The sequence below is a fragment of the Cupriavidus sp. USMAA2-4 genome (genome assembly GCF_001854305.1).
Lineage (GTDB): Bacteria > Pseudomonadota > Gammaproteobacteria > Burkholderiales > Burkholderiaceae > Cupriavidus > Cupriavidus malaysiensis.
Window position 1 is genome coordinate 1,924,220 of sequence record NZ_CP017748.1, and the last position, 23,098, is coordinate 1,947,317.

Consider the following 23,098-nt stretch of genomic DNA (forward strand, 5'->3'; position numbering starts at 1 on the left):
CGAGGCCGCCATGGCAGCCTCGCGCGGGCTCAGATCACCGAGTCCCACGGCGCCGACAGGCGCACGGCGCCGTTGATCAGGCCGACCATCGAATAGGTCTGCGGAAAGTTCCCCCACATCTCGCCGCTGACCGGATGCGTGTCTTCCGACAGCAGTCCGAGTGGATTGCGCGCCGCCAGCATGGCTTCGAAAATCTCGCGCGCCTGCTCGCGCCGGCCGATGCGCGCCAGCGCGTCGATACGCCAGAATGTGCAGATGTTGAAGGCGGTCTCGGGCTTGCCGAAGTCGTCGGGAGCCTCGTAGCGACGCATGAAGGGTCCGTCGCACAGCGACCTCTCGAGCGCGTCCACGGTGGCGACGAAGCGCGGGTCGAGCGGGTCGATGAAGCCCACCTCGATCATCAGCAGCGCGCTGGCATCGAGATCGCGCCCGCCGAAGCTCTCGGCGAAGGCCTGGCGCGATTCGCTCCACGCTTCGGCCAGGATGCGCGCGCGCATGCGCTCGGCGTGCTCGCGCCAGTAGGCCGCGCGCGTGGGCAGCTGCAGCTTGTCACCGATCTTGGCGAGACGGTCGCAGGCCGCCCAGCTCATCAATGCCGACGAGGTATGCACGCGGGCGCGCGTGCGCAGCTCCCACATGCCGGCATCGGGCGTGCCGAACACGCGCACCGCCTGTTCGCCCACCTGCTCGAGGATGTGGTACTCGGTGGGGCCGCCACGGTGCAGCAGGCGGTGGTCATGGAAGGCCTGCGCCGCGCCGAGCACCACATTGCCGTAGACATCGTGCTGGAAATGCTCCTGCGCCTGGTTGCCGACCCGCACCGGCCCCATGCCGCGATAGCCCGGCAGGTAGTCCAGCACGGCCTCGGGCAATTCACGCTCCAGGCCGATGCCGTAGAGCGGCTGGATATGGCCGTCACGCGACTGCATCACCACATTGGACAGCCAGCGCAGATAGTCTTCCATGGTGCCGACCTCGGACAGGCTGTTGAGCGCGCGGATCACGAAGAAGGCGTCGCGCAGCCAGCAGAAGCGGTAGTCCCAGGTGCGGCCGCTGTGCGGTGCCTCGGGAATGCTGGTGGTCATGGCGGCCACGATCGCGCCGGTTTCCTCGAACAGCGACAGCTTGAGCGTGATGGCCGCGCGGATCACCGCGTCCTGCCATTCGCGCGGCACCGCCAGCCGGCGCGACCATATCTTCCAGTAGGCAACGGTTTCCTGCTCGAAGTCGCGTGCGGTCTGCTCCACGCCGCCGGCCAGGGTCTCGTCCGGCCCGAGGATGAAGTCGCAGCTCCGGGTCAGCAGGAAAGGCGTTCCTGACATCACATAGGTCAGCGGCGCATCGGTGGTCATGCGCAGCGTCATGTTCTCGCCGATGAAGCGCACATGGCTGCTGCCGCGCGTGACCTGCGGCACCGTGCGGCCCCATTCGAAGCGCGGCGCCACCACCACGCGCACGCGCGGCGCACCCCGCACGGGACGGATGCGCCGCACCAGGGTGATGGGGCGGAAGTAGCGCCCCATGCGGAAGAAGCGCGGTGCGAAATCGGTCACTTCCACGCAATTGCCGTGGGTATCCGTCAGGCGCGTGTGCAGCACGGCGGTGTTCGGCTCGTACCACTGGCGCGAGCGGTGGAAATTCTCCAACTCGACGGAGAAATGACCGCCGTTCTCGCTGGGATCGAGCAGGGCATTGAAGACCGGGTCGCCGTCGAAGCGCGGCAGGCAGCACCAGACGATGCGGGCGCGCGCATCGACCAGCGCCGAGAACGAACAGTTGCCGATCATGCCGAGCGCGAGCGAGGACGGCGCATGCGGCCCGGCATCCGGCTGGGCAGAGGGATCGGCAGCCGCGGCAGCTGCGGTGGGCGCTTGGGTCACAGGGATGCCTCCTTCAGGTGAACGCGGTCCGGAACGGTCCCCCGCGCGGCGCGGCCAGCGCCGCGGCGGATCGGTGCAGCCAGCAGCGCAGCGCCGCCGGGCCCGGCACGCTGACGCCGGCGGCGCTGGGGCGCTCGCCCACCAGCACGCCAAGGCCACCCAGCGCATGCACGGCGACGAAGCCCGCTTCGTCGGTCACGTCGTCGCCGGCGAACAGCGGCCGGCGCGAAGCGAACGGTTCGGCACGCATGAAGGCGGCAATGGCGCTGCCCTTGTCGATGCCCGCCGGCTTGACTTCCATCACCATCTTGCCCGGCAGGATCTCCAGGCCGTGCAGCCCGCGCACCGCCTCGGCCAAGGCCGCGCGCACCAGGGCCTCGAGCTGCGGCGCGGCGCGGTAGTGCACGGCCAGCGCGGCCGATTTCGGCTCCAGCAACAGCTCGGGATAGGCCCGCGCCAGCGGCGCCAGGCGCTCCCACAGCAGCGCCAGCGCCGGCGGCGCGGCCACTGCTGCGGCCTCGCCATCGTGGCGGTACTCGGCACCGTGCACGCCGGCGGCGGGCAGGCGCAGCGGGTGCAGGAAAGCGTCCAGCTCGGCGATCGGGCGTCCCGAGACAATGGCCAGGGCGCCATCCAGCGCCTCGTGCAAGCGCCGCAGCGTGCCGAGCAGTTCCGGCTCGACGCGCACCAGGTCGGGGCGCGGCGCCAGGTCGGCCAGCGTGCCGTCGAAGTCGAGGAACAGCGCGGTATCCGGTTCGATCAGAGGAAGCGAAGGCATCGTTGCACACCCTAGCATGCGGTTCCGGCGATCGTCCACCCGGCGCTGTCCTACACGGCCGGCGCCGGCGACATGGCGTCGGCGCCGCATCGGCCGCCGCTTCGCCCCACCCTGCCATCCATTATCATTAGCGCTTTCCGCATTTTCCAGCCACACGGCCGCGCTTGCGCCGGCCGCCGCTACTGACCCGCCCGCCGGCGCCGACGATGACCCGCAAACCCGACTACCTGAAGAAGATCCTGACCGCCAAGGTGTACGACGTGGCGCAGGAGACCGACCTGACCTACGCCCACCAGCTCTCGGCCCGCACCGGCAATGCCGTGTGGTTCAAGCGCGAGGACACCCAGCCGGTGTTCTCCTTCAAGCTGCGCGGCGCGTACAACAAGATGGCCTCGCTGACGACCGAGGAACTCAAGCGCGGCGTGATCGCTGCGTCGGCGGGCAACCACGCGCAGGGCGTGGCACTGTCGGCAGCGCGCCTGCAGTGCCGCGCCATCATCGCCATGCCGGTCACCACGCCCCAGGTCAAGATCGATGCGGTGCGCGAGCGCGGCGGCAAGTGGGTGGAAATCGTGCTGCACGGCGAGTCCTACAGCGACGCCTACCTGCACGCCGCCGAGCTGGAGAAGAAGCACAAGCTGACCTTCATCCATCCCTTCGACGATCCCGAGGTGATCGCCGGCCAGGGCACCATCGCCATGGAGATCCTGCGCCAGCACCCGGCGCCGATCCACGCCATCTTCGTCGCCATCGGCGGCGGCGGCCTGATCTCCGGCATCGCCGCCTACGTCAAGGCGGTACGCCCCGACATCAAGGTCATCGGCGTGCAGACGGTGGACTCGGACGCCATGAAGCGCTCGGTCGACGCCGGCAAGCGCGTCGAGCTCAAGGACGTCGGCCTGTTCTCGGACGGCACCGCGGTCAAGCTGGTCGGCAAGGAGACCTTCCGCATCACGCGCGAACTGGTCGACGACATCATCCTGGTGGACACCGACGCCATCTGCGCGGGCCTGAAGGACGTGTTCCAGGACACCCGCAGCATCCTCGAGCCGGCCGGCGCGCTGGCGGTCGCCGGCCTGAAGGCCTACGCCGAGCGCGAGAAGCTCAAGGGCGAGACACTGGTGGCCATCGCCTGCGGCGCCAACATGAACTTCGACCGCCTGCGCTTCGTCGCCGAGCGCGCCGAGGTCGGCGAGGCGCGCGAGGCGGTGTTCGCGGTCACCATCCCGGAAGAGCGCGGCAGCTTCAAGCGCTTCTGCGAGCTGGTGGGCACGCGCAGCGTGACCGAGTTCAACTATCGCATCGCGGACAACGACGTGGCGCACATCTTCGTCGGCGTGCAGATCAGCAGCCGCGCGGAGAGCGACAAGATCGCCGCCAACTTCCGCCGCCACGGCTTTGCCACCCTGGACCTGTCCAACGACGAGCTGGCCAAGCAGCACATCCGCTACATGGTGGGCGGCCATTCGCCGCTGGCGCAGGACGAGCTGCTGTACCGCTTCGAGTTCCCCGAGCGTCCCGGCGCGCTGATGAAGTTCCTGACCAGCATGAGCCCGAACTGGAACATCAGCCTGTTCCACTACCGCAACCAGGGCGGCGACACCTCGAATATCCTGGTGGGCATCCAGGTGCCGAAGAGCGACAAGCGCGCCTTCCGCGCCTTCCTGTCCACGCTGGGCTACACGCACACCGACGAGACCGACAATCCCGTCTACAAGCTGTTCCTGGCCTGAGCATTTCGCCCGCGTTCCGCCCGCGTTCTGCCCGGATCCCGGCACAACCCCAGGCCGTTCCCGCCCGCGCGGGAACGGCCAGCGAGGCAAACCATGAGCCTTCCCGAACATTCCCCGCTGGGCAAGCCCTCGGCCTACAAGACCGAGTACGACCCCACCCTGCTCTTCCCCATCCCGCGCCAGCCCAAGCGCACCGAGATCGGCCTGCCCGAAGGCAAGCGGCCGCCCTTCTTCGGCGTCGACATCTGGAACGCCTACGAGCTGTCCTGGCTCAATATGAAGGGCAAGCCGCAGGTCGCCCTGGCCAGCTTCATCATCCCGGCCGAGTCGCCGAATATCGTCGAGTCGAAGTCGTTCAAGCTCTACCTGAACTCGTTCAACCAGAGCAAGATCGCTTCGCCCGAGGCCCTGCAGCAGCTGCTGCACCACGACCTGTCGGAAGCCGCCGGCGCCACCGTGCAGGTCCGGCTCGCCGCCGAAGGGGACTTCGCGCGCCAGCAGATGGGCGAGCTGGACGGCCTGCTGCTGGACCGCCTCGACATCGAGACCGACGTCTACGAGCCCGCGCCGCATCTGCTGCGCGCGGACCAGGAAGCGCCGCCGGTGGAAGAGACGCTGGTCTCGCACCTGCTCAAGTCGAACTGCCTGGTGACCGGCCAGCCCGACTGGGGCAGCGTGCAGATCCGCTACGTGGGCGCGCCGATCGACCAGGAAGGCCTGCTCAAGTACCTGATCTCGTTCCGCAACCACAACGAATTCCACGAGCAGTGCGTGGAACGCATCTTCATGGACGTGCTGCGGCAGTGCAAGCCGGTCAAGCTCGCCGTCTACGCCCGCTACACGCGGCGCGGCGGGCTCGACATCAACCCCTTCCGCACCAACTACAACACGCCCTGGCCGGACAACCGGCGCAACGCGCGCCAGTAGTCCACGGGACGGCACGGCCGCTGCCGCGGCCGGTCCGCCCGAACGCCCGAACGCCTTACAGCCCGCGCCAGTCGCCGGCCTGCTCGAAGGCATGCGCGGCCTGGTAGATCGTGGCTTCGCCCCAGTGCCGGCCCACCAGCATCAGGCCCACCGGCAGGCCATCGTCGAGACCGCAGGGCAGGCTCATGGCCGGATGGCCGGTGGCGTCGAAGGGCGCCGTGTTGGCCACCATCTCGAAGCCGCGCTGGATCACCTCGGCCAGCGGCGCGTCCGGCGCCGGGATCGGCTTGGCGGTGATCGGCAGGGTCGGCATCAGCAGCAGGTCGAAGCGCTCCAGCTCCGCGTCGTAGGCCAGCCGCAGCTGGCGCGCCAGGTTCTGCGCCTTGGCATAGAAACGCCCGCCATACTGGCGCAGGTAGAACTCGCCGACGAACATCGACAGCTTCAGCGTGGGCGAGAGCCGGTCGGCCTGCTCGCGCCAGCGCGCATGGCGCGCCATCAGCGCGGTGTCGTACAAGCCCTTCCAGTTGAAACCCATGCCGTCGCCGTGCATCATCTGCGCCTGCAGGCCTTCGAGGGCGATCGGCGTCCAGATGGCGACGCCGTCGGCGTGCATCGGAATGCTGACCTCCTCCACCTCGGCGCCGAGCTGCGCCAGGCGCCGCGCCGCCGCCCGCACCTTGGCATCGACCCCGGGTTCGCTGTTGGCGTGGCCGAAGCCCTCGCGCACCACGCCGATGCGCAGTCCCGCCACGCCCTTGCCCAGCGCCTCGGTATAGCGCGCCACGCGCGGCGCGTACTGGCGCGGGTCGAGCCCGTCCGGGCCGGCGATCACCTCCAGCAGCAGCGCGTTGTCGGCCACCGTGCGCGTCATCGGCCCGGTGTGGTCGATGGTGGATTCGATCGGCATGATGCCCGTATAGGGCACCAGCCCGTGCGTGGGCTTCATGCCGTAGCAGCCGGAGAAGGCAGCCGGGATGCGGATGGAACCGCCCTGGTCGCCGCCGATCGCCATGTCGACCTCGCCCGAGCCCACCAGCGCGCCGCAGCCCGAGGACGAGCCGCCGGCGATGTAGCCATGGCGGTGCGGGTTGTGCACCGGGCCGGTGGCATTGGTGTGGCTGCCGCCCGACAGGCAGAAGTACTCGCAGTGCGCCTTGCCGGCGATGGTGCCGCCGGCATCGAGGATGCGCGTCACCACGGTGGCGTCCATGGACGGCACATGGCCCTCCAGCGTCGAGGCGCCATTCATCATCGGCACCCCGGCCAGGCTGATGTTGTCCTTCAGGACCACCGCGCGCCCCGCCAGCGGCCCGGCCGGCGCGCCCTTCACCTCGGTCTTCACGTACCAGGCATTGAGCGGGTTCTCCTGCGGCGGCGGCGCGTATCCCGCGTCGCGCGGATAGCGCGGCGCGGGAACGAAGTCCGGCAGCGCTTCGAGGCGGTCGTACGCCTGCATGCTGCCTTCCATCAGCGCCAGGTAGTCGGCGCATTCGGCCTCGCTCATCGTCATGTGCAGGCTGGCGGTGAGTTCGCGCATCTGGGCGAGGGTCGGTCGCTTCACGGGCATGGGGGCTCCTTGGAAGGGGGGACAGAACGGCAGGAAAAGGGGCGGCCGGAAAGGGACGGCCGGCGGGGGCCTGGGCTGCGCCATGCGATCGCCCTGCACCGCCGCGACAGCGAGCATATTATTTTCCCTGGAAATATTTTCCAAGGAAAATAATTGGATCCTAGGGGAAACCACGAGCACGCCAGGAACACCCGACAAGCACGCCCCGGGGCGCCGGCCCCCTTGTCGCCGGCCGCTGACGGCCGGCCACGGCCATGCTGGCCGGTATCGTCAGAGGCGCTCAGTCACCTGGAAGAAATGGCCATCGGCCTCGGCCAGGAAGACCGGCTGCTGCACGCGCGCGTTGCCCTGCCAGGACAGTCCGCGCACGCTGCGGAAGGCGAGCGGCGCCCGCCGTCCCGCCGCGCGGCCCGGCGCTGCCAGCAGCGCGGCCAGGAAATGCACGCCGTCGTAGGCCGACTGGGCCAGCGCGTTCAGCACCGGCGCGCGCTCGCCGTAGCGGCCGTGATAGCGCTCCTTGAAGGCCATGTTGGCATCGTGGCCCAGCGTGGCGAAGTAGCCGGCGCAGGCGAACAGCCCCGCGGTACTGTCGGCGCCGATGGCGAGCAGGGCATTCTCCTCGATCGCGCAGGACAGGCGCCGTATGCGGCGCGCCAGGCCGCGCGCGGCGAACTCGCGGTTGAAGTCGATGGCATCCTGGCCGACCAGCGACAGCAGCACGGCATCGGGACGCAGTCGTTCGATCTCGTCGAGCACCGCGCGGTAGCTTCCACAGGCCGGACGGGTGTAGCGGTCGGCCAGCAGTTGCGCGCCCAGCGCCTGCAGGGCGGCCCCGGCGAAGCGGTGCGAGGCACGCGGCCACACGCAGTCGTGCCCGACGAAGACCCAGCGGCGCGCGCCGTAGCGCAGGCACAGGGTGCGCAGCGCGGGCAGCAACTGCAGATCCGGCGTCTCGCCGATGGCATACACGCCGGGCGCGCGTTCCCCGCCCTCGTAAAGCGGCGTGTAGACGAAGGGGACGCGTCCGCGCGTGGCGGCGCTGACCCGGCCGCGCACCGCGCTGGTGTGCATGCCCACCACCGCGTCGAGGGCGCCCTCGTCGATCAGCGCGCCCAGCTGCTGCGGAATATCGCGGCATTCGTCGGCGGCGTTGAACACGTGCAGGCGCAGCTCGCGGCCGCCGACGCCGCCGGCGCGGTTCAGTTCCTCGGCGGCGAGCTGGGCACAGGCGCGCGCCGACGGTCCCCAGATACCGGTGGCTCCACGCACCGGCACCAGCAAGGCCACTTCCAGCCGGCCCGCATGGCGCGTGCGGGGCGGCGGCGGCGGCCCGACCAGGCAGGTGGCACAGGGATCGTCCACGGGCTCGTCGCCGGTGTCGGCCGGCTTCGCGGGCAGCGGCTTCCATTGCATCGCGTCGTCTCCTTGCGCGCCCGGGAACACGCCGTGGGCCTGGGGCGGAATATTTTCCTGGGAAAGTTTTCCCCTATACTAGCGCAATGTCCCGCACCACTCCGCCCCCGGCCGCCTTCGACGGCTACCTCACCCAGCATCTCGCCCGTGCCCACGCCGCCGTGCAGGCGCGGCTCGAAGCCGCGCTGGCCGCGGAAGGCGTGCAGGTCGAACACTGGAAAGTGCTGCGCGTGCTGGCGGATGCGCACGGCCATGCGATGGGGGAAGTCGCGCAGTCGCTGCTGATGCACCCGCCCACGCTGACCAAGCTGGTCGACAAGATGATCGCCCAGGGACTGGCGATGCGCAGTCCCGACAGCGCAGACAACCGCCGCGTGCTGCTCTACGCCACCGACCAGGGACTGGAGTTGTCGGCGCGGCTGGATGCCCTCGTACAGGCGCACGAAGACAGCCTGGTGCACCGCCTCGGCGCGGCCAAGGCGCGCCAGTTGCGGACCCTGCTCAGCACGCTGGACGAGACGCGCGGCCCGGCCCCGGGCTGATCGCGCGCGCCGGCGCGGCGCTCAGAATTCGCTGTGGAAGCGTACGCCGTAGAACCTGGCGGGACCGCGCGCGGCGTTGTAGCCGGGATTGCGGATGTACTGGAAGTCCGGGCTGATGCTCAGGTACTTGAAGGCCTGGAAGCTGTAGAACACTTCGAACACCTGTTCCGGCGCATAGTCGAGCGCGCCGTCGCCCAGGAAGGCGCCCTGCCCGCCCGCGGCCAGGTAGGCGCGATGGTTCGGCCCCAGCATATTGATCGCCACCGCCATGCCGAGGTTGTCGCGCGGCCGGCCCCAGGCCGTGCCGGCCAGCATGCCGCCCACCGCCACCTGGCGGCCGATCTCCGTGAAGGCGTAGGTCTCGGTCTTGTCGTCCGACATATTGGCGCGCAGGAACACGCCGAGCGAGTCATTGACCTTCTGCATCAGCGATACGCCGATGCCGAGCTTGGCGTGCTCCTCGCGCACGTTGGCGACGTCGGGCGTGGTGCCGGTGGCCTGTCCGTAGCCGAGGGCATCGCTGAAGGAGCCCATGCGCGCCTGGTTGCGCCACAGCAGCAGGCGCGCCACGCCGGGCTGCCCGGCCAGGCGGTAGCGGCGCTCGAATTCCAGGATATCGCCGTAGTGCTTGAACAGGCGCGTATCCAGCGGCAGCCCGTTCGATTCGCGCGGCTGCAGGAAATGGCCGAAGCGCACCGACCAATCGTCGCCGACATACTCCAGCGCGAACCCCCAGTCGTAGCCGCGCGCGTCGGCGGGATAGTCGAAGGAGCCGTGCGCCATGAAGGACCAGTTCATGAACTGGGTGCGCGGGTCGGAACCGTAGTCGTTCTGGTCGAACACATCGAGCACGCCGAAGTTACCGGCGGTCAGCACCAGGCGGCGCTTGTCGACCGAACCGGCAAACTGGTTGAAGTCGGCCTCCTGCTCCTCGCTGCCGCCACCCAGCCCCCAGGTCTGGCGCAGGAAGGCGCGCGCACGGTAGATGGTCGGGTTGGTGCTCGATACCTTGGCCAGTTCGCCGTTGGTGGGGCCGCCTACGCCGTGCAGGTCGGAGAAAGGCACGCCCTGCGTGACCTCGGGGTTGAAGTGGAACTCGGCCCCGTTCCACAACCTGGCGCCGAAATCCAGCGTGGTGCTGAACGAATAGCTCTTGGCCCGCTGCGACATCAGGCTGTTCGGTCCCGAATAGGCCGCATCGAAGGCCGGCTGGCGCTGCCAGATATAGGTGGCCTGGCCGTGGAAGGCGAAGCGGTCTTCCAGGATCTCCAGCGGCGTACGCTGCGCCGGCGGCGCGACGGCGGCATCCGGGGCGGCGGCCGCGGGCGGCGCGTCCTGTGCCGTGCTCTGCGCCCATGCCGGCGCGGCGGCCAGCGAGCAGGCGGCGCTCAACAGCAGGCAAGGCAGGGGACGCAGCGCCCCGTTGGCGAGTCGGCGGAACAGCATGGAATGGCGGCAGGAGGGGCAGGGAGCGGGCTTGCACGGGTCCGCTCGGTTATTGGGCGCACGAAGCATAGCCAAGCCTGCATGACATGTCCACCTTGTATTGCTGCATTGCAACAAACGCCACCCCGAGCGGGCTTTTCCAGTCATCCTGGCCCAGGTCCGCAGCACCTGGCGATCGTTCTTGAATTAATTAACCCAACAATTAATATGAAACGATCGACAGGAGGGCGCCATGGCCGCACCACCTCTCACCGCACCCCTTTGCGCCGGTCGCCGCCGGCCGGGGCGGCCGAGCCGGCCCGGCCCTTCCGGCGACGCCGGCCCGGACCAGCGCTCCCACCTCCTCGATACGGCCACCTCGCTGTTCGCCGAGCGCGGCGTCGCCGCCACGCCGATCCGGGCCATCGCGACCGCTGCCGGCGTCACGCCGGCCCTGGTTCACTACTATTTCCGAGAGCGCGGCCAATTGCTCGATGCCGTGGTCGACGAACGCCTGCATCCCCTGGTCGACCAGGTCTTTTCCCCGATCGACGCCGTGCTGGCCGACGGCAGCACGGCCAAGGCCGGCGATAGCGCCGCCGACCTCGCGGCCCTGCTGTGCGGCATCGCCGAGCGCCTGATCCGCGCCGCGGCCGCGACGCCATGGTTTCCCGGATTGTGGATCCGCGAGATCGCCGGCGTCGACGGCCAACTGCGTGAACGGATGCTGCAGCGTTTCGCGCTGCCGCGCGCAGGGCGGCTGATCGTGCTGCTGCGCTCAGCCCAGTCGCGCGGCGCGCTCGCCCCCGGGCTGGAACCGCCCCTGCTGATCGTTTCGCTGATCGGGCTGACGCTGCTGCCGCTCGCTACCGCGCACATCTGGCGACAGTTGCCCGGCGCCGCCGCGCTCGACAGCGAGGCCCTGGTACGCCACGTCAGCACGCTGCTGGCGCATGCCCTCGCGCCAGCACGGCCCTGGCCACCCGCCAACGCCTGAGCCCGCCATCCGGAGCCGCCATGCCGAACCGCCTGCGCACCCTGCCCTGCCGCCCGCGCCTGCCGCGTGCCTCTCCTGCCCGCACCTGGCTGGTCCTGGCGGCCGCGGCCTCGGCCCTGGGCGGCTGCGGCAAGCCGGCACCGACTGCCTGGCAGGGCTATGTCGAAGGCGAGTTCGTCAATGTGGCCTCGCCGTTCGCCGGCCGGCTCGACCAGCTGTCGGTGGCGCGCGGCCAGCAGGTCGTGGCGGGAGCGCCGCTGTTCGCGCTGGAGAACGACGACGAGCGCGCCGCGCGCGACCAGGCCGCCGCCGCCCTGCAGGCGGCCCAGGCCCAGCTGGCGGACCTGGCGACCGGCAAGCGCCGGCCGGAGGTCGACGTCAACCGCGCCCAGCTCGCCCAGGCGCGTGCCCAGGCGCAGCGCAGCGCCACCCAGTACGCGCGCGACCAGGTCCAGTTCGCCGCCGGCGGCATCGCCCGGGCCCAGCTCGATGACAGCCGCGCCGGCGCCGCGGCCGATGCGGCCCGCGTGCGCGAGCTGGAGCGCAGCGTCGCGGTGGCCCGCCTGCCGGGACGCGAAGCCCAGCGCGAGGCGCAGGCACGCCAGGTGGAAGCGCTGCGCGCGGCGCTGGCCCAGGCGGAATGGAAGCTGTCGCGCAAGCGCGTCGCCGCCGCGCAGGGTGGACTGGTCTACGACACCGTGTTCCGCCTCGGCGAGTGGGTCCCGGCCGGCAGCCCGGTGGTGCGCATGCTGCCGCCGGGCAACGTCAAGGTGCGCTTCTTCGTGCCCGAGGCCGAGGTGGGCGCGCTGCGCAATGGCGAAGCGGTCACGATGCATTGCGACGGCTGCGCCCGACCGCTGCAGGTGCGCATCAGCTACATCGCCAACGAGGCCGAGTACACCCCGCCGGTGATCTACAGCAACGAGACACGGCGCAAGCTGGTCTTCCTCGTCGAAGCCCATCCCGCGCTCGCCGACGCGGCGGCCCTGCACCCGGGGCAGCCGGTGGAGGTCTTCCGTCCATGAGCCCGACCGACGCACCGGACCACGCCGCGCCCGCCATCGACGTGCGCGGCCTGAGCAAGCGCTACGGCAACCGCCTGGTGGTGGACGGCCTGACCATGCAGGTCGGACACGGCGAGATCTTCGGCTTCCTCGGCCCCAACGGCAGCGGCAAGACGACCTCGATCCGCATGATGTGCGGCCTGCTGACTCCTGACGGCGGCGCGGGCAGCTGCCTGGGTTTCGACATCCTGCGCGAGAGCGCGGAGATCAAGCGCCGTGTCGGCTACATGACGCAGCGGTTCTCTTACTGGGACGACCTGTCGATCCGCGAGAACCTGGACTTCGTCGCCCGCGTCTACGGCATGCCGCGCCGGCGCGAGGCGGTCGAGCGTGCGCTCGAGGATCTCGGCCTGGCGGCGCGCGCCGGCCAGCTCGCGGGCGCACTGTCCGGCGGCTGGAAGCAGCGCCTGGCGCTGGCCGCCTGCCTGCTGCACGAACCGCGCCTGCTGCTGCTCGACGAGCCCACCGCCGGGGTCGACCCCAAGGCGCGGCGCGACTTCTGGGAACAGCTCCACCAGCTCGCCGCGCGCGGCATCTCGGTGCTGGTCAGCACCCATTACATGGACGAGGCCGAGCGCTGCCACAAGCTGGCCTACATCGCCTACGGCAAGCTGCTGGCACAGGGCACCGCGGCCGAGGTGGTGGCCGGCCAGCGGCTCAGCACCTGGTCGGTGCTGGGCGACGACCTCGCCGCGCTGTCGCAGCAGTTGCAGGGCGCCCCCGGCGTGGAGCAGACCGTGGTGTTCGGCAACGCGCTGCACGTCACCGGCCGCGATGCCGACACGCTGGCGGCCACGCTCGCGCGCGTGGCCGGGCCCCGGCACCGCGTCGAAGCCACCGAGACCAGCCTGGAGGATGTCTTCATCCATATGATGAGCCGCTCCGAGGACAATATGCGGGCGCCGGCCGGCGCGCCGGCTCCGGCGCATGGCGGAGCGCGGCCATGAACGGCACCGCGCCCCGTCCCGGCTTCTCGCTGCAGCGCTGGTGGAGCATCGTGCTGAAGGAGTTCCTGCAACTGCGGCGCGACCGCGTCACCTTCGCCATGATCGTCGGCATCCCCATCATGCAGTTGCTTCTGTTCGGTTTCGCCATCAACAACGACCCGCGCCACCTGACCACGGCGGTGATCGCCGCCGACCAGAGCGAGTTCACCCGCTCCTTCATCGCCGGGCTGCAGAATTCCAGCTACTTCCGCGTGGCGGGCACGCTGCCCGGCGAGCAGGCGGGGCGCGAAGCGTTGATGAAGGGGGAGGTCCAGTTCGTGGTCAGCATTCCGGCCGACTTCACGCGGCGCCTGCTGCGCGGCGAGCGCCCCGCCCTGCTGGTGGAAGCGGACGCCACCGACCCGTCGGCCACCAGCGCAGCCATCGCCGCGCTCACCCAGCTGCCCTACAACGTGGCCGGCAAGGACCTGCAAGGCGCGCTGGCGCCGCTGGCCGGCGGCCATCCGCCTTTCGACGTGCAGGTGCAGCGCCTCTACAACCCGGAAGGCATCACCCAGTACAACATCGTCCCCGGCCTGATGGGCGTGATCCTGACCATGACCATGGTGATGATGACCGGGCTGGCGATGACGCGCGAGCGCGAGCGCGGCACCATGGAGAACCTGCTGGCCACCCCGGTGCGGCCGCTGGAAGTGATGACCGGCAAGATCGTGCCCTACATCTTCATCGGCCTGATCCAGGCCACCATCATCCTGCTGGCGGCGCGCTGGGTGTTCCACGTGCCCTTCGTCGGCTCCGTGCTGGCGGTCTACCTGGCCGCGCTGCTGTTCATCGCGGCCAACCTGACGGTGGGCATCACCCTGTCCTCGCTGGCGCAGAACCAGTTGCAGGCGGTTCAACTGACCTTCTTCTACTTCCTGCCCAACATCCTGCTGTCCGGCTTCATGTTCCCCTTCCAGGGCATGCCGGGCTGGGCCCAGGCCATCGGCAACGTCCTGCCGATGACCTACTTCCACCGCCTGATACGCGGCATCCTGCTGAAGGGCAACGGCTGGCCGGAGCTCTGGCCCAATGTGTGGCCGCTGGCGCTGTTCACCGTGGTGGTGATGGGCATCGCCTTGCGCTTCTACCGGCGCACGCTCGACTAGGAGGCAAGCATGGGTCGACCTGCCGGAGTCAACGCCAGTCCCGCCCCCGTCCTCCGCCTGCGCCACCTGCGCCGGCGGGCGGTGCTCGCCGCCTGCCTGGCACTGGCGGCGGGCTGCACGGTCGGACCGGACTTCCGGCCGCCGCAGCCCCCACTGGACAGCGGCTACACGATGCCGCCTGCGCCGCCCCGGACGGCGCAGGCCGAAGGCCGCCACGGCGGCGCGCAGGTCCTCGACGACGGCGCCGACGTGCCCGAGCGCTGGTGGACCTTGTTCGGCAGTCCCGCGCTGGACCGCACCGTCGAGGCCGCGCTGGCGGCCAATCCGGGCGTCGCCCAGGCCCGCGCGCGCCTGGAGCAGGCCGGCCACGATCTCGCCGCACGCAGCGGGGCGACGCAATGGCCGGCCATCGACGCCAGGCTCAGCAGCACGCGCCAGCAGGTCGATATCAAGAGCCTGGGCATCACCGCTTTTCCCAGCCCCGGACCGTTCACGCTGTACGGGGCCTCGGTGCAGGTGTCCTATGTGCTGGACCTGTTCGGCGCGCAGCGGCGCGAGCTGGAGGGCCTGCGCGCGGCGGTCGACTACCAGCGCTTCGAATGGCAGGCGGCGCGCCTGGCGCTCGCCGCCAACGTGGTCACGGCGGCCATCCGCGAGGCCGGCCTGCGCGCGCAGATTGCCGAACTGCGCGCACAGACGGCCGCGCAACGGCGCAGCCTGGACATCACGCGCGCGCGGCTCGCGGCCGGCGGCGTGGCCGAGGTCGACGTGCGGCGCCAGCAGGGCGTGCTCGACCAGACCGAGGCGCAATTGCCCGGCCTGGCGCGCCAGCTTGCCGCCAGCCGCCACCAGCTGGCGGTGTACCTGGGCCTGGCGCCCGCCGGCGCCAGCGACGACGAGGGCGCGCCAGACCGCGGTAGCGGCGAGGATGCGCTGCCCGCCTTCGACCTCGACACCCTGCACCTGCCCGCGGCGCTGCCGCTCAGCCTGCCGTCGACACTGGCGCAGCGGCGTCCCGACATCGCCGCCGCCCAGGCCCTGCTGCAGCAGGCCTCGGCCAATATCGGCGTGGCCACCGCCAACCTCTACCCGCAGCTGACCCTGAGCGGCAGCGCCGGCACGCAGGGCCTGTCGGCCGGCGACCTCTTCCGCAGCCTGAACGTGTGGAGCCTGGCGGCCGGCCTGGCCCAACCGGTCTTCCACGGCGGCGAGCTGCTCGAGCGCCGGCGCAGTGCGCAGGCCGCCTACGCGCAATCGCTGGCGGCCTACCGCCAGGTGGTGCTGCAGGGCCTGCTGGAGGTGGCCGACGCGCTGCGCGCGCTGGAGGCCGATGCGCTGGCACTGCGCGCGCGCGCCGATGCCGCGCAGCGGGCGCGTGAGACGCTGGACATCGTCGCGGCGCAGTACCGGGCCGGCGGCGTCAGCCAGCTCGCGCTGCTCGATGCCGAACGCCAGTACCGCCAGGCCGCGCAGGACCTGGTGCAGGCCCAGGCCGCCCGCCTGGCGGACTCGGCGGCGCTGCTGCAGGCGCTGGGCGGAGGCTGGTGGCAGGAGACGGAGAGGGAAACGGAAACGGAAGCGGAAGCGCGAACGGAACCGGCACCCGCCGCTCGCGCCGCACATCCGCGCGCGGGCGCGGACGGCGCCAGCATGGCTCAGCGCGCCAGGTAGTCCCGCAGGCGCCGCACGCCCTCGTCCAGGCGCTCCGTGCCGCAGGCATAGCACCAGCGCACGAATCCCTCGCCTTCGTCGCCAAAGGCGCTGCCGGGCGCCAGGCCGAGGCCGGCCTCGCGCACCAGGCGCTTGCACAGGTCCAGGCTGTCACGCGTGCCGGCCAGGCGGAAGAACACGTACATGGCGCCATCGGGGGCATGGGCGTCCACGCCCGGCAAGGCCGACAGCGCGCCGACCAGATGATCGCGCGCCGCGCGCAGCCGGCCGACCAGGTCGCGCGTGAAGACCTCGCCCTCGCGCACCGCCACCACGCCGGCTTCCTGCACGAAGGCGGGGGCGCACGAGGTGTTGTACTCGATCAGTTTGCCCAGGTCGCCCTCCATCGCCTCGGGCAGGACCATCCAGCCCAGCCGCCAGCCGGTCATCAGCCAGGCCTTGGAGAAGGAATTGATGCAGATCACGCGCTCGTCGCGCCTGGCGATGTCGAGGAAGGATGGCGCGGCGCCGCCCACGCCGGGTTCGTCGCCGTAATACAGCCGCTCGTAGACCTCGTCGGCGATGATCCAGATGCCGTGGCGGCGGCAGTGCGCCAGCACCGCCTGCTGTACCGCGCGTGGCATGGTCCAGCCGGTCGGGTTGTTGGGAGAGTTGATCAGCAGCGCGCGCGTGTCCGGCGTCAGCGCGGCCAGCAGGCGCTCCAGGTCCAGGGTCCAGCCGTCGGCGCCATAGTCGAGCGATACGGTATGCACCGCGGCGCCGAGGATCTTGGGGATCTCCACCAGGTTGGGCCAAAGCGGCGTGACGGCGACGATGCGGTCGCCAGCGCCGGCCACCAGCTGGGCCGCCAGCATCAGGCCGCTGTCGCCGGAACTGGTCACGGCGACCTGCGCCACGCTGGTGGGTCCGTGCAGCGCGCTGACATACTCGGCCAGCGCGCCGCGCAGCGCGGTGATGCCGAGATTGTGCGTGTAGAAGGTGGCGCCGGCCTCCAGCGCCCGGCTGCCGGCCTCGCGGATGAAGGCTGGCGTGACCTGGTCCGACTCGCCGAACCAGAAGGGCAGCACGTCGGGCCGGCCGATGCCGGCATTGGCGACCTCGCGGATGCGCGAGGCGCGCAGCTGGCGCACGGCCGCACGTGCCTGCGCGGGAAACTCGGCGGAAGGGGGAACCGCTGGCTGGGACATCGGCAGGTCTCCTGGGCTTGGGGTGCGCAGCAAGCGTACTCCAAAAGCCGCGCCGCGGGCATGCCGCCGGTGCGGAGCGGGGCCCTAGCGGCCGCTGTCGCGTGGCGTGAAGCCGAACTTCGGCTTCAGGCCGAAGCTGCTGCCGCCGTCGGAGTCCGGCCGCAGCGCGTATTGGCTCGAGCTGCTGGCGGCGTCGCGGCCGTCCGTGCGCGCCGCCCTGGCCGGCGGCCGCGAGGCCGACCCGCCTGCGCGCTGGCTTCGCGCCTTCGCCGCCGGGCCGCTTGCCGCGGCCGGCTGCGCGCCCGCGGCGGACGCCAGCGGGACCGCCAGCGATGCCAGCAAGGTGATGTAAAGGATAGGCCTCACGGCGGGATTGCCGGTTGTGTTCCGGACGGATTGCGGGACCCCCATTGTGACAGGTCCGCTGCCACCGCGGCGCCGTTCCGGCGGTGGCCCGCGGTGGCCCGCGGTGGCCCGCGGTGGCTCGCGGTGGCTCGCGGCCGGCTACGCCAGCAGCGCGCGCAGCGCGTGCGCATCCATCGGCGGCAGCGCCAGCGCACCCAGCGCACCGCGCACGCCGGCCAGCAAGGCCGCGTTGTCGGGCGCGACGCTGCCGTCCGGCAATTGCATGTTGTTCTCGAAGCCGATGCGGGCGTGCCCGCCCAGCAGTACCGCTGCCGTGGCACAGGCGGCCTCCTGCGGCCCGAAGGCGCAGACCGCCCACGGCGTGCCCGCCAGCTCCATGCCATGCTCGCGCCAGGCCTGCAGGAAAGGCAGCAGGTCGGCCGGGGTCGAGGTCTGCCCGGCCGCGTAGCGGCCGAGCACGAACAGCACCCAGTGCCGTCCCGGCGGAATCGCGCCGCTGGCCCGCAGCGCGGCGTAGCGCCGCACGTCTGCCGCATCGTAGAGGATGTACTGCGCCACCACGCGCTCGCGGTGCATCCAATGGAAGAAGTCGCGCGCCTGCGCCGGGTCGCCCTCCTGCGGCAGCAGCTCGCGCACCGCCACCGAAGCGGCTTCCGGACGCAAGGCGCGGATCGCGGCGATCTGCTGGTCGGGCCGGTAGATGCCGACCGCCTCGGTCGTAAGCTGGATCACCAGCGCCTCGCCCACGGCGCGGCGCACCGCGTCGATGGCCGGCGCATAGTCGGCGGTTTCCAGGCTGTGGGTGCCGTCGGCGCGGCGCACATGCAGGTGGATCATGGCCGCGCCGGCGTCCAGGCAATCCTTGGCGCATTGCGCCAGTTCCGCCGGCGTCATCGGCAGCCGCGGGTGATCGGTGTGGGTCTTGCGCGCGCCGTTGGGCGCGACGGCCAGCGAGAACGGCTGCGCCGTGTTGCCTGCGGGATTCGTCATCGCGCTCTCCCTCAGGCCGCCCGCTGCGCCGGCAGTACCTCGCCGACTGCCGCGACGAAGCGCGCGACGATGCGCTCGATGTCCGCCTCGGTGCAGATGAAGGGCGGCGCCAGCAGGACATGGTCGCCATGCACGCCATCGACGGTGCCGCCCATCGGATAGACCAGCAGGCCCTGCTGCATGGCCGCCGTCTTGAGCCTGGCGTGCGTCTTCAGCGCCGGATCGAGGGTCGCCTTGCTGGCGCGGTCGGCGACGAACTCCACGCCGACGAACAGGCCGCGTCCGCGCACGTCGCCCAGGTTGGGATGCGCGCCCAGTGCCTCGCGCAGGCGCGCACGCAGCTGCTCGCCGCGCGCCAGCACATTGGCCAGCAGCCCCTCCTCGGCGATGGTGCGCTGAACCGCCAGCGCCGCGGCGCAGGCGGTGGCATGGCCGATATAGGTATGACCGTGCTGGAAGAAGCCGCTGCCGCCCACGATGGCGTCGTAGATACGGTCGGTGCACAGGGTGGCGCCGATCGGCTGGTAGCCGGCGCCCAGCCCCTTGGCGATGGTGACGATGTCCGGGACCACGCCATCCTCCGCGCAGGCGAACAGGTGGCCGGTGCGGCCCATGCCGGACATCACCTCGTCCAGGATCAGCAGCACGCCGTACTTGTCGCACACCGCGCGGATGCGCTTCAGGTAGTCGGCCACCGGCGGCACCGCGCCGGCGGTAGCGCCCACCACCGTCTCGGCCACGAAGGCAGCCACGCTGTCCGGTCCGAGTTCGAGGATCTTGGCCTCCAGTTCGTCGGCCAGCCGCTGCGCATACTGCGTGCCGGTCTCGCCCGCGGCCTGGTCGCGGTAGGCATAGCACGGCGAGACATGGTGCGCGGGCACCAGCAGCGGCAGGAAGGGCTCGCGCCGCCAGGCGTTGCCGCCGATGGCCAGCGCGCCCAGCGTATTGCCGTGGTAGCTCTGGCGCCGCGCGATGAAATGGCGGCGCGTGCCCTGCCCGGTCTCGACGAAATACTGGCGCGCGAGCTTGAGCGCAGCCTCCACCGCCTCCGACCCGCCCGAGACGAAGTAGACGTGGTTGAGATCACCGGGTGCCGCCTCCGCCAGCGTGGCCGCGAGCGCCTCCGCCGGTTCCGTGGTGAAGAAGGAGGTATGCGCATAGGCCAGCGTCTGCACCTGGCGCTGGATCGCCTCGATCACGCGCGGATGGCCGTGCCCCAGGCAGGAAACGGCCGCGCCACCGGAGGCATCCAGATAGCGCTTGCCGTTGCTGTCGATCAGTTCGATACCCTGGCCGCCCACGGCCATGGGGAGGGCCTGGCGGGGATTGCGGTGGAATACGTGGGTCATGGAGAAGACGGAGAGGACGTGGCCGCACCGGCCTTGCGCCGGTGCGGCCTGGAAGTCGCCAGTATAGGAAAGCGCCCCGGCCAATGCAACATATGTTTCCTCAATAAAACGCAAGATACATGCATTTCAAACCCGGATGGCAGCAGGGGGCCAGCACGGCTGTCATGGAAGTTGTGCAACAATCGTTGCACTCATCGCCCGGAATTCCCGATGCCATCCGACCCCCTTCAACCGCCACGCAGTCCCGACGAACTGCTCGCCCGGCTGCGCAGCCTGTTTCCCGAACTCAGCGCGCAGTTCCAGGGTGGCGCACGCTACCTGCTCGACCATCCGCAAGACATTCCGGTGCTGTCGATGCGCAAGCTGGCCGGCAATGCCGGCGTGCAGCCCGCCACCTTGGTACGCCTGTCGCAGTTCCTCGGTTTCGACGGCTGGCAGAGCCTGCGCGAGTTGTTCGTCGACGTGCTGCGCGCCGGCCCGCAGCCGTACGCCAAGCGTGCCCGCAAGGTGGTGCGTGAGACCGAGTCGGGCAGGATGCTGGCCGAGATGCTGGAAGCGCAGCACCAGAACCTGGACCGCATCGCCAATGCCAACGCGCAATCGCTGCCGCGCGCGGCCGAGCTGATCGCGGCGGCGCCCAGCCTGCACATCGCCGGCTTCCGCGCCTGCTTCCCGATCGCCTTCACCTTCCACTATGTGTACCGGCTGTTCCGCAGTTCGGTGCATCTCGTGCGCGGCGAGGCGGGCACGCTGGAGATGGAACTGCGTGCGCTGGCGCCCGAGGATGCGGTCTTCGTGGCGAGCTTCGCGCCGTACTCGCAGGAGAGCATCCGCGTCGCCACGCTGGCGCGCGCCAGCGGCTGCACGGTCATCGCCCTGACCGACAGCACGGTGTCGCCGATCGCACTGGAGGCCGATTGCACCCTGCTGTTCTCGGTGGAGAGCCCGTCCTTCTTTCCCTCCGTCAGCGCCGGCGTGGCGACCGTCGAAGCCCTGGTCGAGCAACTGCTCGCCAAGCAGGGCAAGGGGGCGATCCGCGCCCTGGAACTGGCCGAAGGCCAGCTCCACCAGACCGGCGCCTATGCGCCGGCCGGCGGCCGCTAGCGTCCAGGATCCTCAGCCAGCGGAAGCACGCGGCCCGGCAAGAAACCGTGCCAGGCCTGCCGGCGGACCGGGCCGGCGCACCAGCGATGCAGGACACCGGGCGCGCCGGCGCCCTCCTCCCCTGCCGCGGGCCTCATTCGAAGGCCTGGTCGTTCGGGTTGGCGTAGGCCTTCCTGACCATGTCGCTCATCGGGAATTCGAAGTTGATCCCCTTGGGCGGCACCGGCTTGTTGAACCACTTGTCATAGAGCGCCTCGATCTCGCCGCTCTTCATCAGGCCCGTCATCACGCCGTCGACCAGCTGTTTGAAGCCCGGATCGTCCTTGGGCATCATGAAACCGTAGGCCTCGAAGGATTGCGGCGTGCCCACCACGGTCCAGTCGGCAGGATTCTGCGCCAGCGTGCGGGCGCCGGAGAGCAGCACGTCGTCCATCATGAAGGCCGCGACGCGGCCGGACTGCAGGATCAGGAAGGACTCGCCGTAGTCCTTCGCGCTCTGGATGGTGATATTGGCCTTCTTCTCGTCGTTGAGCCGGCGCAGGATACGCTCGGACGTGGTGCCGGCGTTGGTGACCACGGTGCGGCCCGACAGATCGGCGAAATCGTGCACGGGGCCGTCCTTCTTCACCAGCAGGCGCGTGCCGGCGACGAAGAAGGTGGTGGAAAAGGCGACCTGCTGCTGGCGCGCCTTCAGGTTGGTGGTCACGCCGCACTCGAGGTCGACGGTGCCGTTCTGCACCAGCGAGATGCGGTTCTGCGAGGTGACCGGCACCATGCGCACCTGCAGCGCCGGCAGGCCGGTCGCCTTCTTCACCTGGGCGATGACGCGGTCGCAGATGTCCTGCGAGAAGCCCACCACCTTCTGGTTGCTGTCGTAGTACGAGAACGGGATGGACGAGGTGCGGTGCCCGATCGAAATCATGCCGGCCTGCTTGATCTTGCCCAGCGTCGGGCTGGCCGGCACGTCGGCGGCGCCGGCCACGCCCTGGGCCAGCAGGGAGGCCAGGCATGCGGCAACCAGGCTGGTGCGCTTCACGACTTTCATTCAATGCTCCTTGGGTTGGCATCCACGCGATGAGCCATCGCGATCCGGATGCTAAGCAATGAGCAACAACTGTTCCATCATGGATAACCATGAAACATATGTTATGAAATCCGCGGAAAGCAACACATGGATCACAATAATCGTTCACTCGATGCCGGCGCTGGTGCACGCTGCCGCCCATGCACCCTGCCTGGGCACCGCGCCGACGGCGGCAGGCGTGCGACAATGCGGACCCGTCCGCCCGCGCCTGCAGCCGTTTCCCCGCCGTCATGTCCAGCACCACGCCCCCGCCGACCGAACGCATCGCCCTTGCGGGCCCCGCCGGCCATATCGATGTCCTGCGCGATGCGCCCGTGGGACCGATGCGCGGCGTGGCGGTGGTCGCCCACCCGCACCCCGAACTGGGCGGCACCGCCCTGCACAAGGTGCCGCAGCAACTGGCGCGGGCGCTGCAATCGTTCGGCTTCCTGACACTGCGGCCGAACTTCCGCGGCGTGGGCCGCAGCGAGGGCACGCATGACCAGGGCATCGGCGAGACCGAGGACCTGCTCGCGGTGGTCGCCAGCCTGCGCGCAGCGCATCCGGACGGGGAACTGGCGCTGGCCGGCTTCTCCTTCGGCGCTTTCGTGCAGTCGCACGTGGCCGGGCGCCTGGTGCAGGCAGGCGTGGCGATCCACCACCTGATCCTGGCCGGCATTCCTGCCGGCGCCATCGCCGGCCGCCGCGACTACGACACGCCGGCGGTGCCGGCCCATGCCCTGGTGGTGCACGGCGAACGCGACGAAACCGTGCCGCTGGGCCACGTGTTCGAGTGGGCCCGGCCGCAGCAGCTGCCGGTGGTGGTGATCCCCGGCGCGGACCATTTCTTCAGCGGGCGCCTGCCGGTACTGCGCGGCGTGGCGGAACGCTATCTGCGGCGGCCGCCCGAAGCCGCCTAGCCCGGACCGACGCCTGCCGCTTGG

Annotated in this window: 20 protein-coding genes; 11 read left to right on the forward strand and 9 right to left on the reverse strand. The window is 70.4% G+C overall.

Annotation, left to right across the window (positions count from 1 at the left end; translation table 11 throughout):
* Window positions 1–29 precede the first annotated feature (29 nt).
* The gene (locus tag BKK79_RS08400) at window positions 30–1,787 is read right to left on the reverse strand and encodes a glycoside hydrolase family 15 protein (RefSeq protein ID WP_156811344.1); all 1,758 of its coding nucleotides are present in this window, start codon (window positions 1,785–1,787) and stop codon (window positions 30–32) included.
* A 106-nt stretch (window positions 1,788–1,893) separates the two neighbouring features.
* Window positions 1,894–2,658: a trehalose-phosphatase gene (gene otsB, locus BKK79_RS08405; RefSeq protein ID WP_071010950.1), complete on the reverse strand. Its 765-nt coding sequence runs from the start codon at window positions 2,656–2,658 to the stop codon at window positions 1,894–1,896.
* Between the two features lie 206 nt (window positions 2,659–2,864).
* On the opposite strand from otsB, the gene ilvA reads away from it, so the two are divergent.
* Both ilvA and queF read left to right on the forward strand, forming a co-directional pair.
* Window positions 2,865–4,391, forward strand: coding sequence for a threonine ammonia-lyase, biosynthetic (gene ilvA, locus BKK79_RS08410; protein ID WP_071037529.1), 1,527 nt, complete (start codon window positions 2,865–2,867; stop codon window positions 4,389–4,391).
* Window positions 4,392–4,484: 93 nt separating this feature from the next.
* Window positions 4,485–5,318 carry an NADPH-dependent 7-cyano-7-deazaguanine reductase QueF gene (gene queF / locus BKK79_RS08415; protein WP_071010948.1) on the forward strand — a complete coding sequence of 278 codons (834 nt, stop codon included), beginning with the start codon at window positions 4,485–4,487 and terminating at the stop codon, window positions 5,316–5,318.
* 55 nt (window positions 5,319–5,373) lie between these two features.
* On the opposite strand, the gene BKK79_RS08420 is transcribed toward queF, so the two are convergent.
* Together BKK79_RS08420 and BKK79_RS08425 are read right to left on the reverse strand one after the other, a co-directional pair.
* Entirely contained in the window at window positions 5,374–6,888 is a 1,515-nt protein-coding gene (locus BKK79_RS08420; protein WP_071037530.1) for an amidase, read from the reverse strand.
* A 270-nt stretch (window positions 6,889–7,158) separates the two neighbouring features.
* Complete coding sequence (locus BKK79_RS08425; RefSeq protein ID WP_232346285.1) at window positions 7,159–8,301, reverse strand: substrate-binding domain-containing protein; 1,143 nt, start codon at window positions 8,299–8,301, stop codon at window positions 7,159–7,161.
* 86 nt (window positions 8,302–8,387) lie between these two features.
* Here BKK79_RS08425 and BKK79_RS08430 point away from each other — a divergent pair, with 86 nt between their 5' ends.
* The gene (locus BKK79_RS08430) at window positions 8,388–8,843 is read left to right on the forward strand and encodes a MarR family winged helix-turn-helix transcriptional regulator (protein WP_071010946.1); all 456 of its coding nucleotides are present in this window, start codon (window positions 8,388–8,390) and stop codon (window positions 8,841–8,843) included.
* Between the two features lie 21 nt (window positions 8,844–8,864).
* Here the strand turns inward: BKK79_RS08430 and BKK79_RS08435 are convergent, their stop codons facing one another.
* On the reverse strand, window positions 8,865–10,289 hold the full coding sequence (locus BKK79_RS08435; RefSeq protein WP_083383931.1) for a carbohydrate porin: 1,425 nt from the start codon (window positions 10,287–10,289) through the stop codon (window positions 8,865–8,867).
* Between the two features lie 232 nt (window positions 10,290–10,521).
* Between BKK79_RS08435 and BKK79_RS08440 the strand changes: the two genes are divergently transcribed.
* Genes BKK79_RS08440 through BKK79_RS08460 form a run of 5 tightly spaced genes read left to right on the forward strand, consistent with a single transcriptional unit; the run spans window position 10,522 to window position 16,095 of the window.
* On the forward strand, window positions 10,522–11,265 hold the full coding sequence (locus BKK79_RS08440) for a TetR/AcrR family transcriptional regulator (protein WP_071010945.1): 744 nt from the start codon (window positions 10,522–10,524) through the stop codon (window positions 11,263–11,265).
* Window positions 11,266–11,285: 20 nt separating this feature from the next.
* Window positions 11,286–12,290: an HlyD family secretion protein gene (locus tag BKK79_RS08445; protein ID WP_084084611.1), complete on the forward strand. Its 1,005-nt coding sequence runs from the start codon at window positions 11,286–11,288 to the stop codon at window positions 12,288–12,290.
* Entirely contained in the window at window positions 12,287–13,276 is a 990-nt protein-coding gene (locus BKK79_RS08450; RefSeq protein ID WP_071037531.1) for an ABC transporter ATP-binding protein, read from the forward strand. Before BKK79_RS08445 ends, BKK79_RS08450 begins: the two co-directional genes overlap by 4 nt.
* A complete protein-coding gene (locus tag BKK79_RS08455) occupies window positions 13,273–14,424 on the forward strand; it encodes an ABC transporter permease (protein ID WP_071010943.1) in 1,152 nt (383 codons plus the stop codon). The genes BKK79_RS08450 and BKK79_RS08455 overlap by 4 nt, the downstream gene beginning before the upstream one ends.
* Before the next feature lie 9 nt (window positions 14,425–14,433).
* Window positions 14,434–16,095, forward strand: a complete 1,662-nt coding sequence (locus BKK79_RS08460; protein ID WP_084084613.1) for an efflux transporter outer membrane subunit — start codon at window positions 14,434–14,436, stop codon at window positions 16,093–16,095.
* Here BKK79_RS08460 and BKK79_RS08465 read toward each other — a convergent pair.
* Window positions 16,080–17,282, reverse strand: coding sequence for a pyridoxal phosphate-dependent aminotransferase (locus tag BKK79_RS08465; protein WP_071037532.1), 1,203 nt, complete (start codon window positions 17,280–17,282; stop codon window positions 16,080–16,082). The two genes, BKK79_RS08460 and BKK79_RS08465, sit on opposite strands and share 16 nt — an antisense overlap.
* A 106-nt stretch (window positions 17,283–17,388) precedes the next feature.
* Between BKK79_RS08465 and BKK79_RS08470 the strand changes: the two genes are divergently transcribed.
* Window positions 17,389–17,634, forward strand: coding sequence for a hypothetical protein (locus tag BKK79_RS08470; protein WP_071010941.1), 246 nt, complete (start codon window positions 17,389–17,391; stop codon window positions 17,632–17,634).
* A 152-nt stretch (window positions 17,635–17,786) separates the two neighbouring features.
* Here BKK79_RS08470 and BKK79_RS08475 read toward each other — a convergent pair whose 3' ends face one another.
* The gene (locus BKK79_RS08475) at window positions 17,787–18,638 is read right to left on the reverse strand and encodes a 3-keto-5-aminohexanoate cleavage protein (protein WP_071010940.1); all 852 of its coding nucleotides are present in this window, start codon (window positions 18,636–18,638) and stop codon (window positions 17,787–17,789) included.
* A gap of 11 nt (window positions 18,639–18,649) precedes the next feature.
* The gene (locus BKK79_RS08480; protein ID WP_071038471.1) at window positions 18,650–19,987 is read right to left on the reverse strand and encodes an aspartate aminotransferase family protein; all 1,338 of its coding nucleotides are present in this window, start codon (window positions 19,985–19,987) and stop codon (window positions 18,650–18,652) included.
* Between the two features lie 210 nt (window positions 19,988–20,197).
* On the opposite strand from BKK79_RS08480, the gene BKK79_RS08485 reads away from it, so the two are divergent.
* The gene (locus BKK79_RS08485; RefSeq protein WP_071010939.1) at window positions 20,198–21,091 is read left to right on the forward strand and encodes a MurR/RpiR family transcriptional regulator; all 894 of its coding nucleotides are present in this window, start codon (window positions 20,198–20,200) and stop codon (window positions 21,089–21,091) included.
* A gap of 133 nt (window positions 21,092–21,224) precedes the next feature.
* Here the strand turns inward: BKK79_RS08485 and BKK79_RS08490 are convergent, their stop codons facing one another.
* Entirely contained in the window at window positions 21,225–22,136 is a 912-nt protein-coding gene (locus tag BKK79_RS08490; protein WP_071010938.1) for a glutamate/aspartate ABC transporter substrate-binding protein, read from the reverse strand.
* A gap of 269 nt (window positions 22,137–22,405) precedes the next feature.
* Between BKK79_RS08490 and BKK79_RS08495 the strand changes: the two genes are divergently transcribed.
* Entirely contained in the window at window positions 22,406–23,074 is a 669-nt protein-coding gene (locus BKK79_RS08495; protein ID WP_071010937.1) for an alpha/beta hydrolase, read from the forward strand.
* Window positions 23,075–23,098 lie beyond the last annotated feature (24 nt).

Excerpts from the sequence above, each read along its gene's own strand:
- otsB (WP_071010950.1), bottom strand. The coding sequence starts at position 2,658 with ATGCCTTCGCTTCCTCTGATCGAACCGGATACCGCGCTGTTCCTCGAC.
- BKK79_RS08490 (WP_071010938.1), bottom strand. The coding sequence starts at position 22,136 with ATGAAAGTCGTGAAGCGCACCAGCCTGGTTGCCGCATGCCTGGCCTCC.
- BKK79_RS08480 (WP_071038471.1), bottom strand. The coding sequence starts at position 19,987 with ATGACCCACGTATTCCACCGCAATCCCCGCCAGGCCCTCCCCATGGCC.
- queF (WP_071010948.1), top strand. The coding sequence starts at position 4,485 with ATGAGCCTTCCCGAACATTCCCCGCTGGGCAAGCCCTCGGCCTACAAG.
- BKK79_RS08460 (WP_084084613.1), top strand. The coding sequence starts at position 14,434 with ATGGGTCGACCTGCCGGAGTCAACGCCAGTCCCGCCCCCGTCCTCCGC.
- BKK79_RS08485 (WP_071010939.1), top strand. The coding sequence starts at position 20,198 with ATGCCATCCGACCCCCTTCAACCGCCACGCAGTCCCGACGAACTGCTC.
- BKK79_RS08455 (WP_071010943.1), top strand. The coding sequence starts at position 13,273 with ATGAACGGCACCGCGCCCCGTCCCGGCTTCTCGCTGCAGCGCTGGTGG.
- BKK79_RS08435 (WP_083383931.1), bottom strand. The coding sequence starts at position 10,289 with ATGCTGTTCCGCCGACTCGCCAACGGGGCGCTGCGTCCCCTGCCTTGC.
- BKK79_RS08400 (WP_156811344.1), bottom strand. The coding sequence starts at position 1,787 with ATGATCGGCAACTGTTCGTTCTCGGCGCTGGTCGATGCGCGCGCCCGC.
- BKK79_RS08450 (WP_071037531.1), top strand. The coding sequence starts at position 12,287 with ATGAGCCCGACCGACGCACCGGACCACGCCGCGCCCGCCATCGACGTG.
- BKK79_RS08425 (WP_232346285.1), bottom strand. The coding sequence starts at position 8,301 with ATGCAATGGAAGCCGCTGCCCGCGAAGCCGGCCGACACCGGCGACGAG.
- BKK79_RS08475 (WP_071010940.1), bottom strand. The coding sequence starts at position 18,638 with ATGACGAATCCCGCAGGCAACACGGCGCAGCCGTTCTCGCTGGCCGTC.
- BKK79_RS08430 (WP_071010946.1), top strand. The coding sequence starts at position 8,388 with ATGTCCCGCACCACTCCGCCCCCGGCCGCCTTCGACGGCTACCTCACC.
- BKK79_RS08445 (WP_084084611.1), top strand. The coding sequence starts at position 11,286 with ATGCCGAACCGCCTGCGCACCCTGCCCTGCCGCCCGCGCCTGCCGCGT.
- BKK79_RS08440 (WP_071010945.1), top strand. The coding sequence starts at position 10,522 with ATGGCCGCACCACCTCTCACCGCACCCCTTTGCGCCGGTCGCCGCCGG.
- BKK79_RS08465 (WP_071037532.1), bottom strand. The coding sequence starts at position 17,282 with ATGTCCCAGCCAGCGGTTCCCCCTTCCGCCGAGTTTCCCGCGCAGGCA.
- ilvA (WP_071037529.1), top strand. The coding sequence starts at position 2,865 with ATGACCCGCAAACCCGACTACCTGAAGAAGATCCTGACCGCCAAGGTG.
- BKK79_RS08420 (WP_071037530.1), bottom strand. The coding sequence starts at position 6,888 with ATGCCCGTGAAGCGACCGACCCTCGCCCAGATGCGCGAACTCACCGCC.
- BKK79_RS08495 (WP_071010937.1), top strand. The coding sequence starts at position 22,406 with ATGTCCAGCACCACGCCCCCGCCGACCGAACGCATCGCCCTTGCGGGC.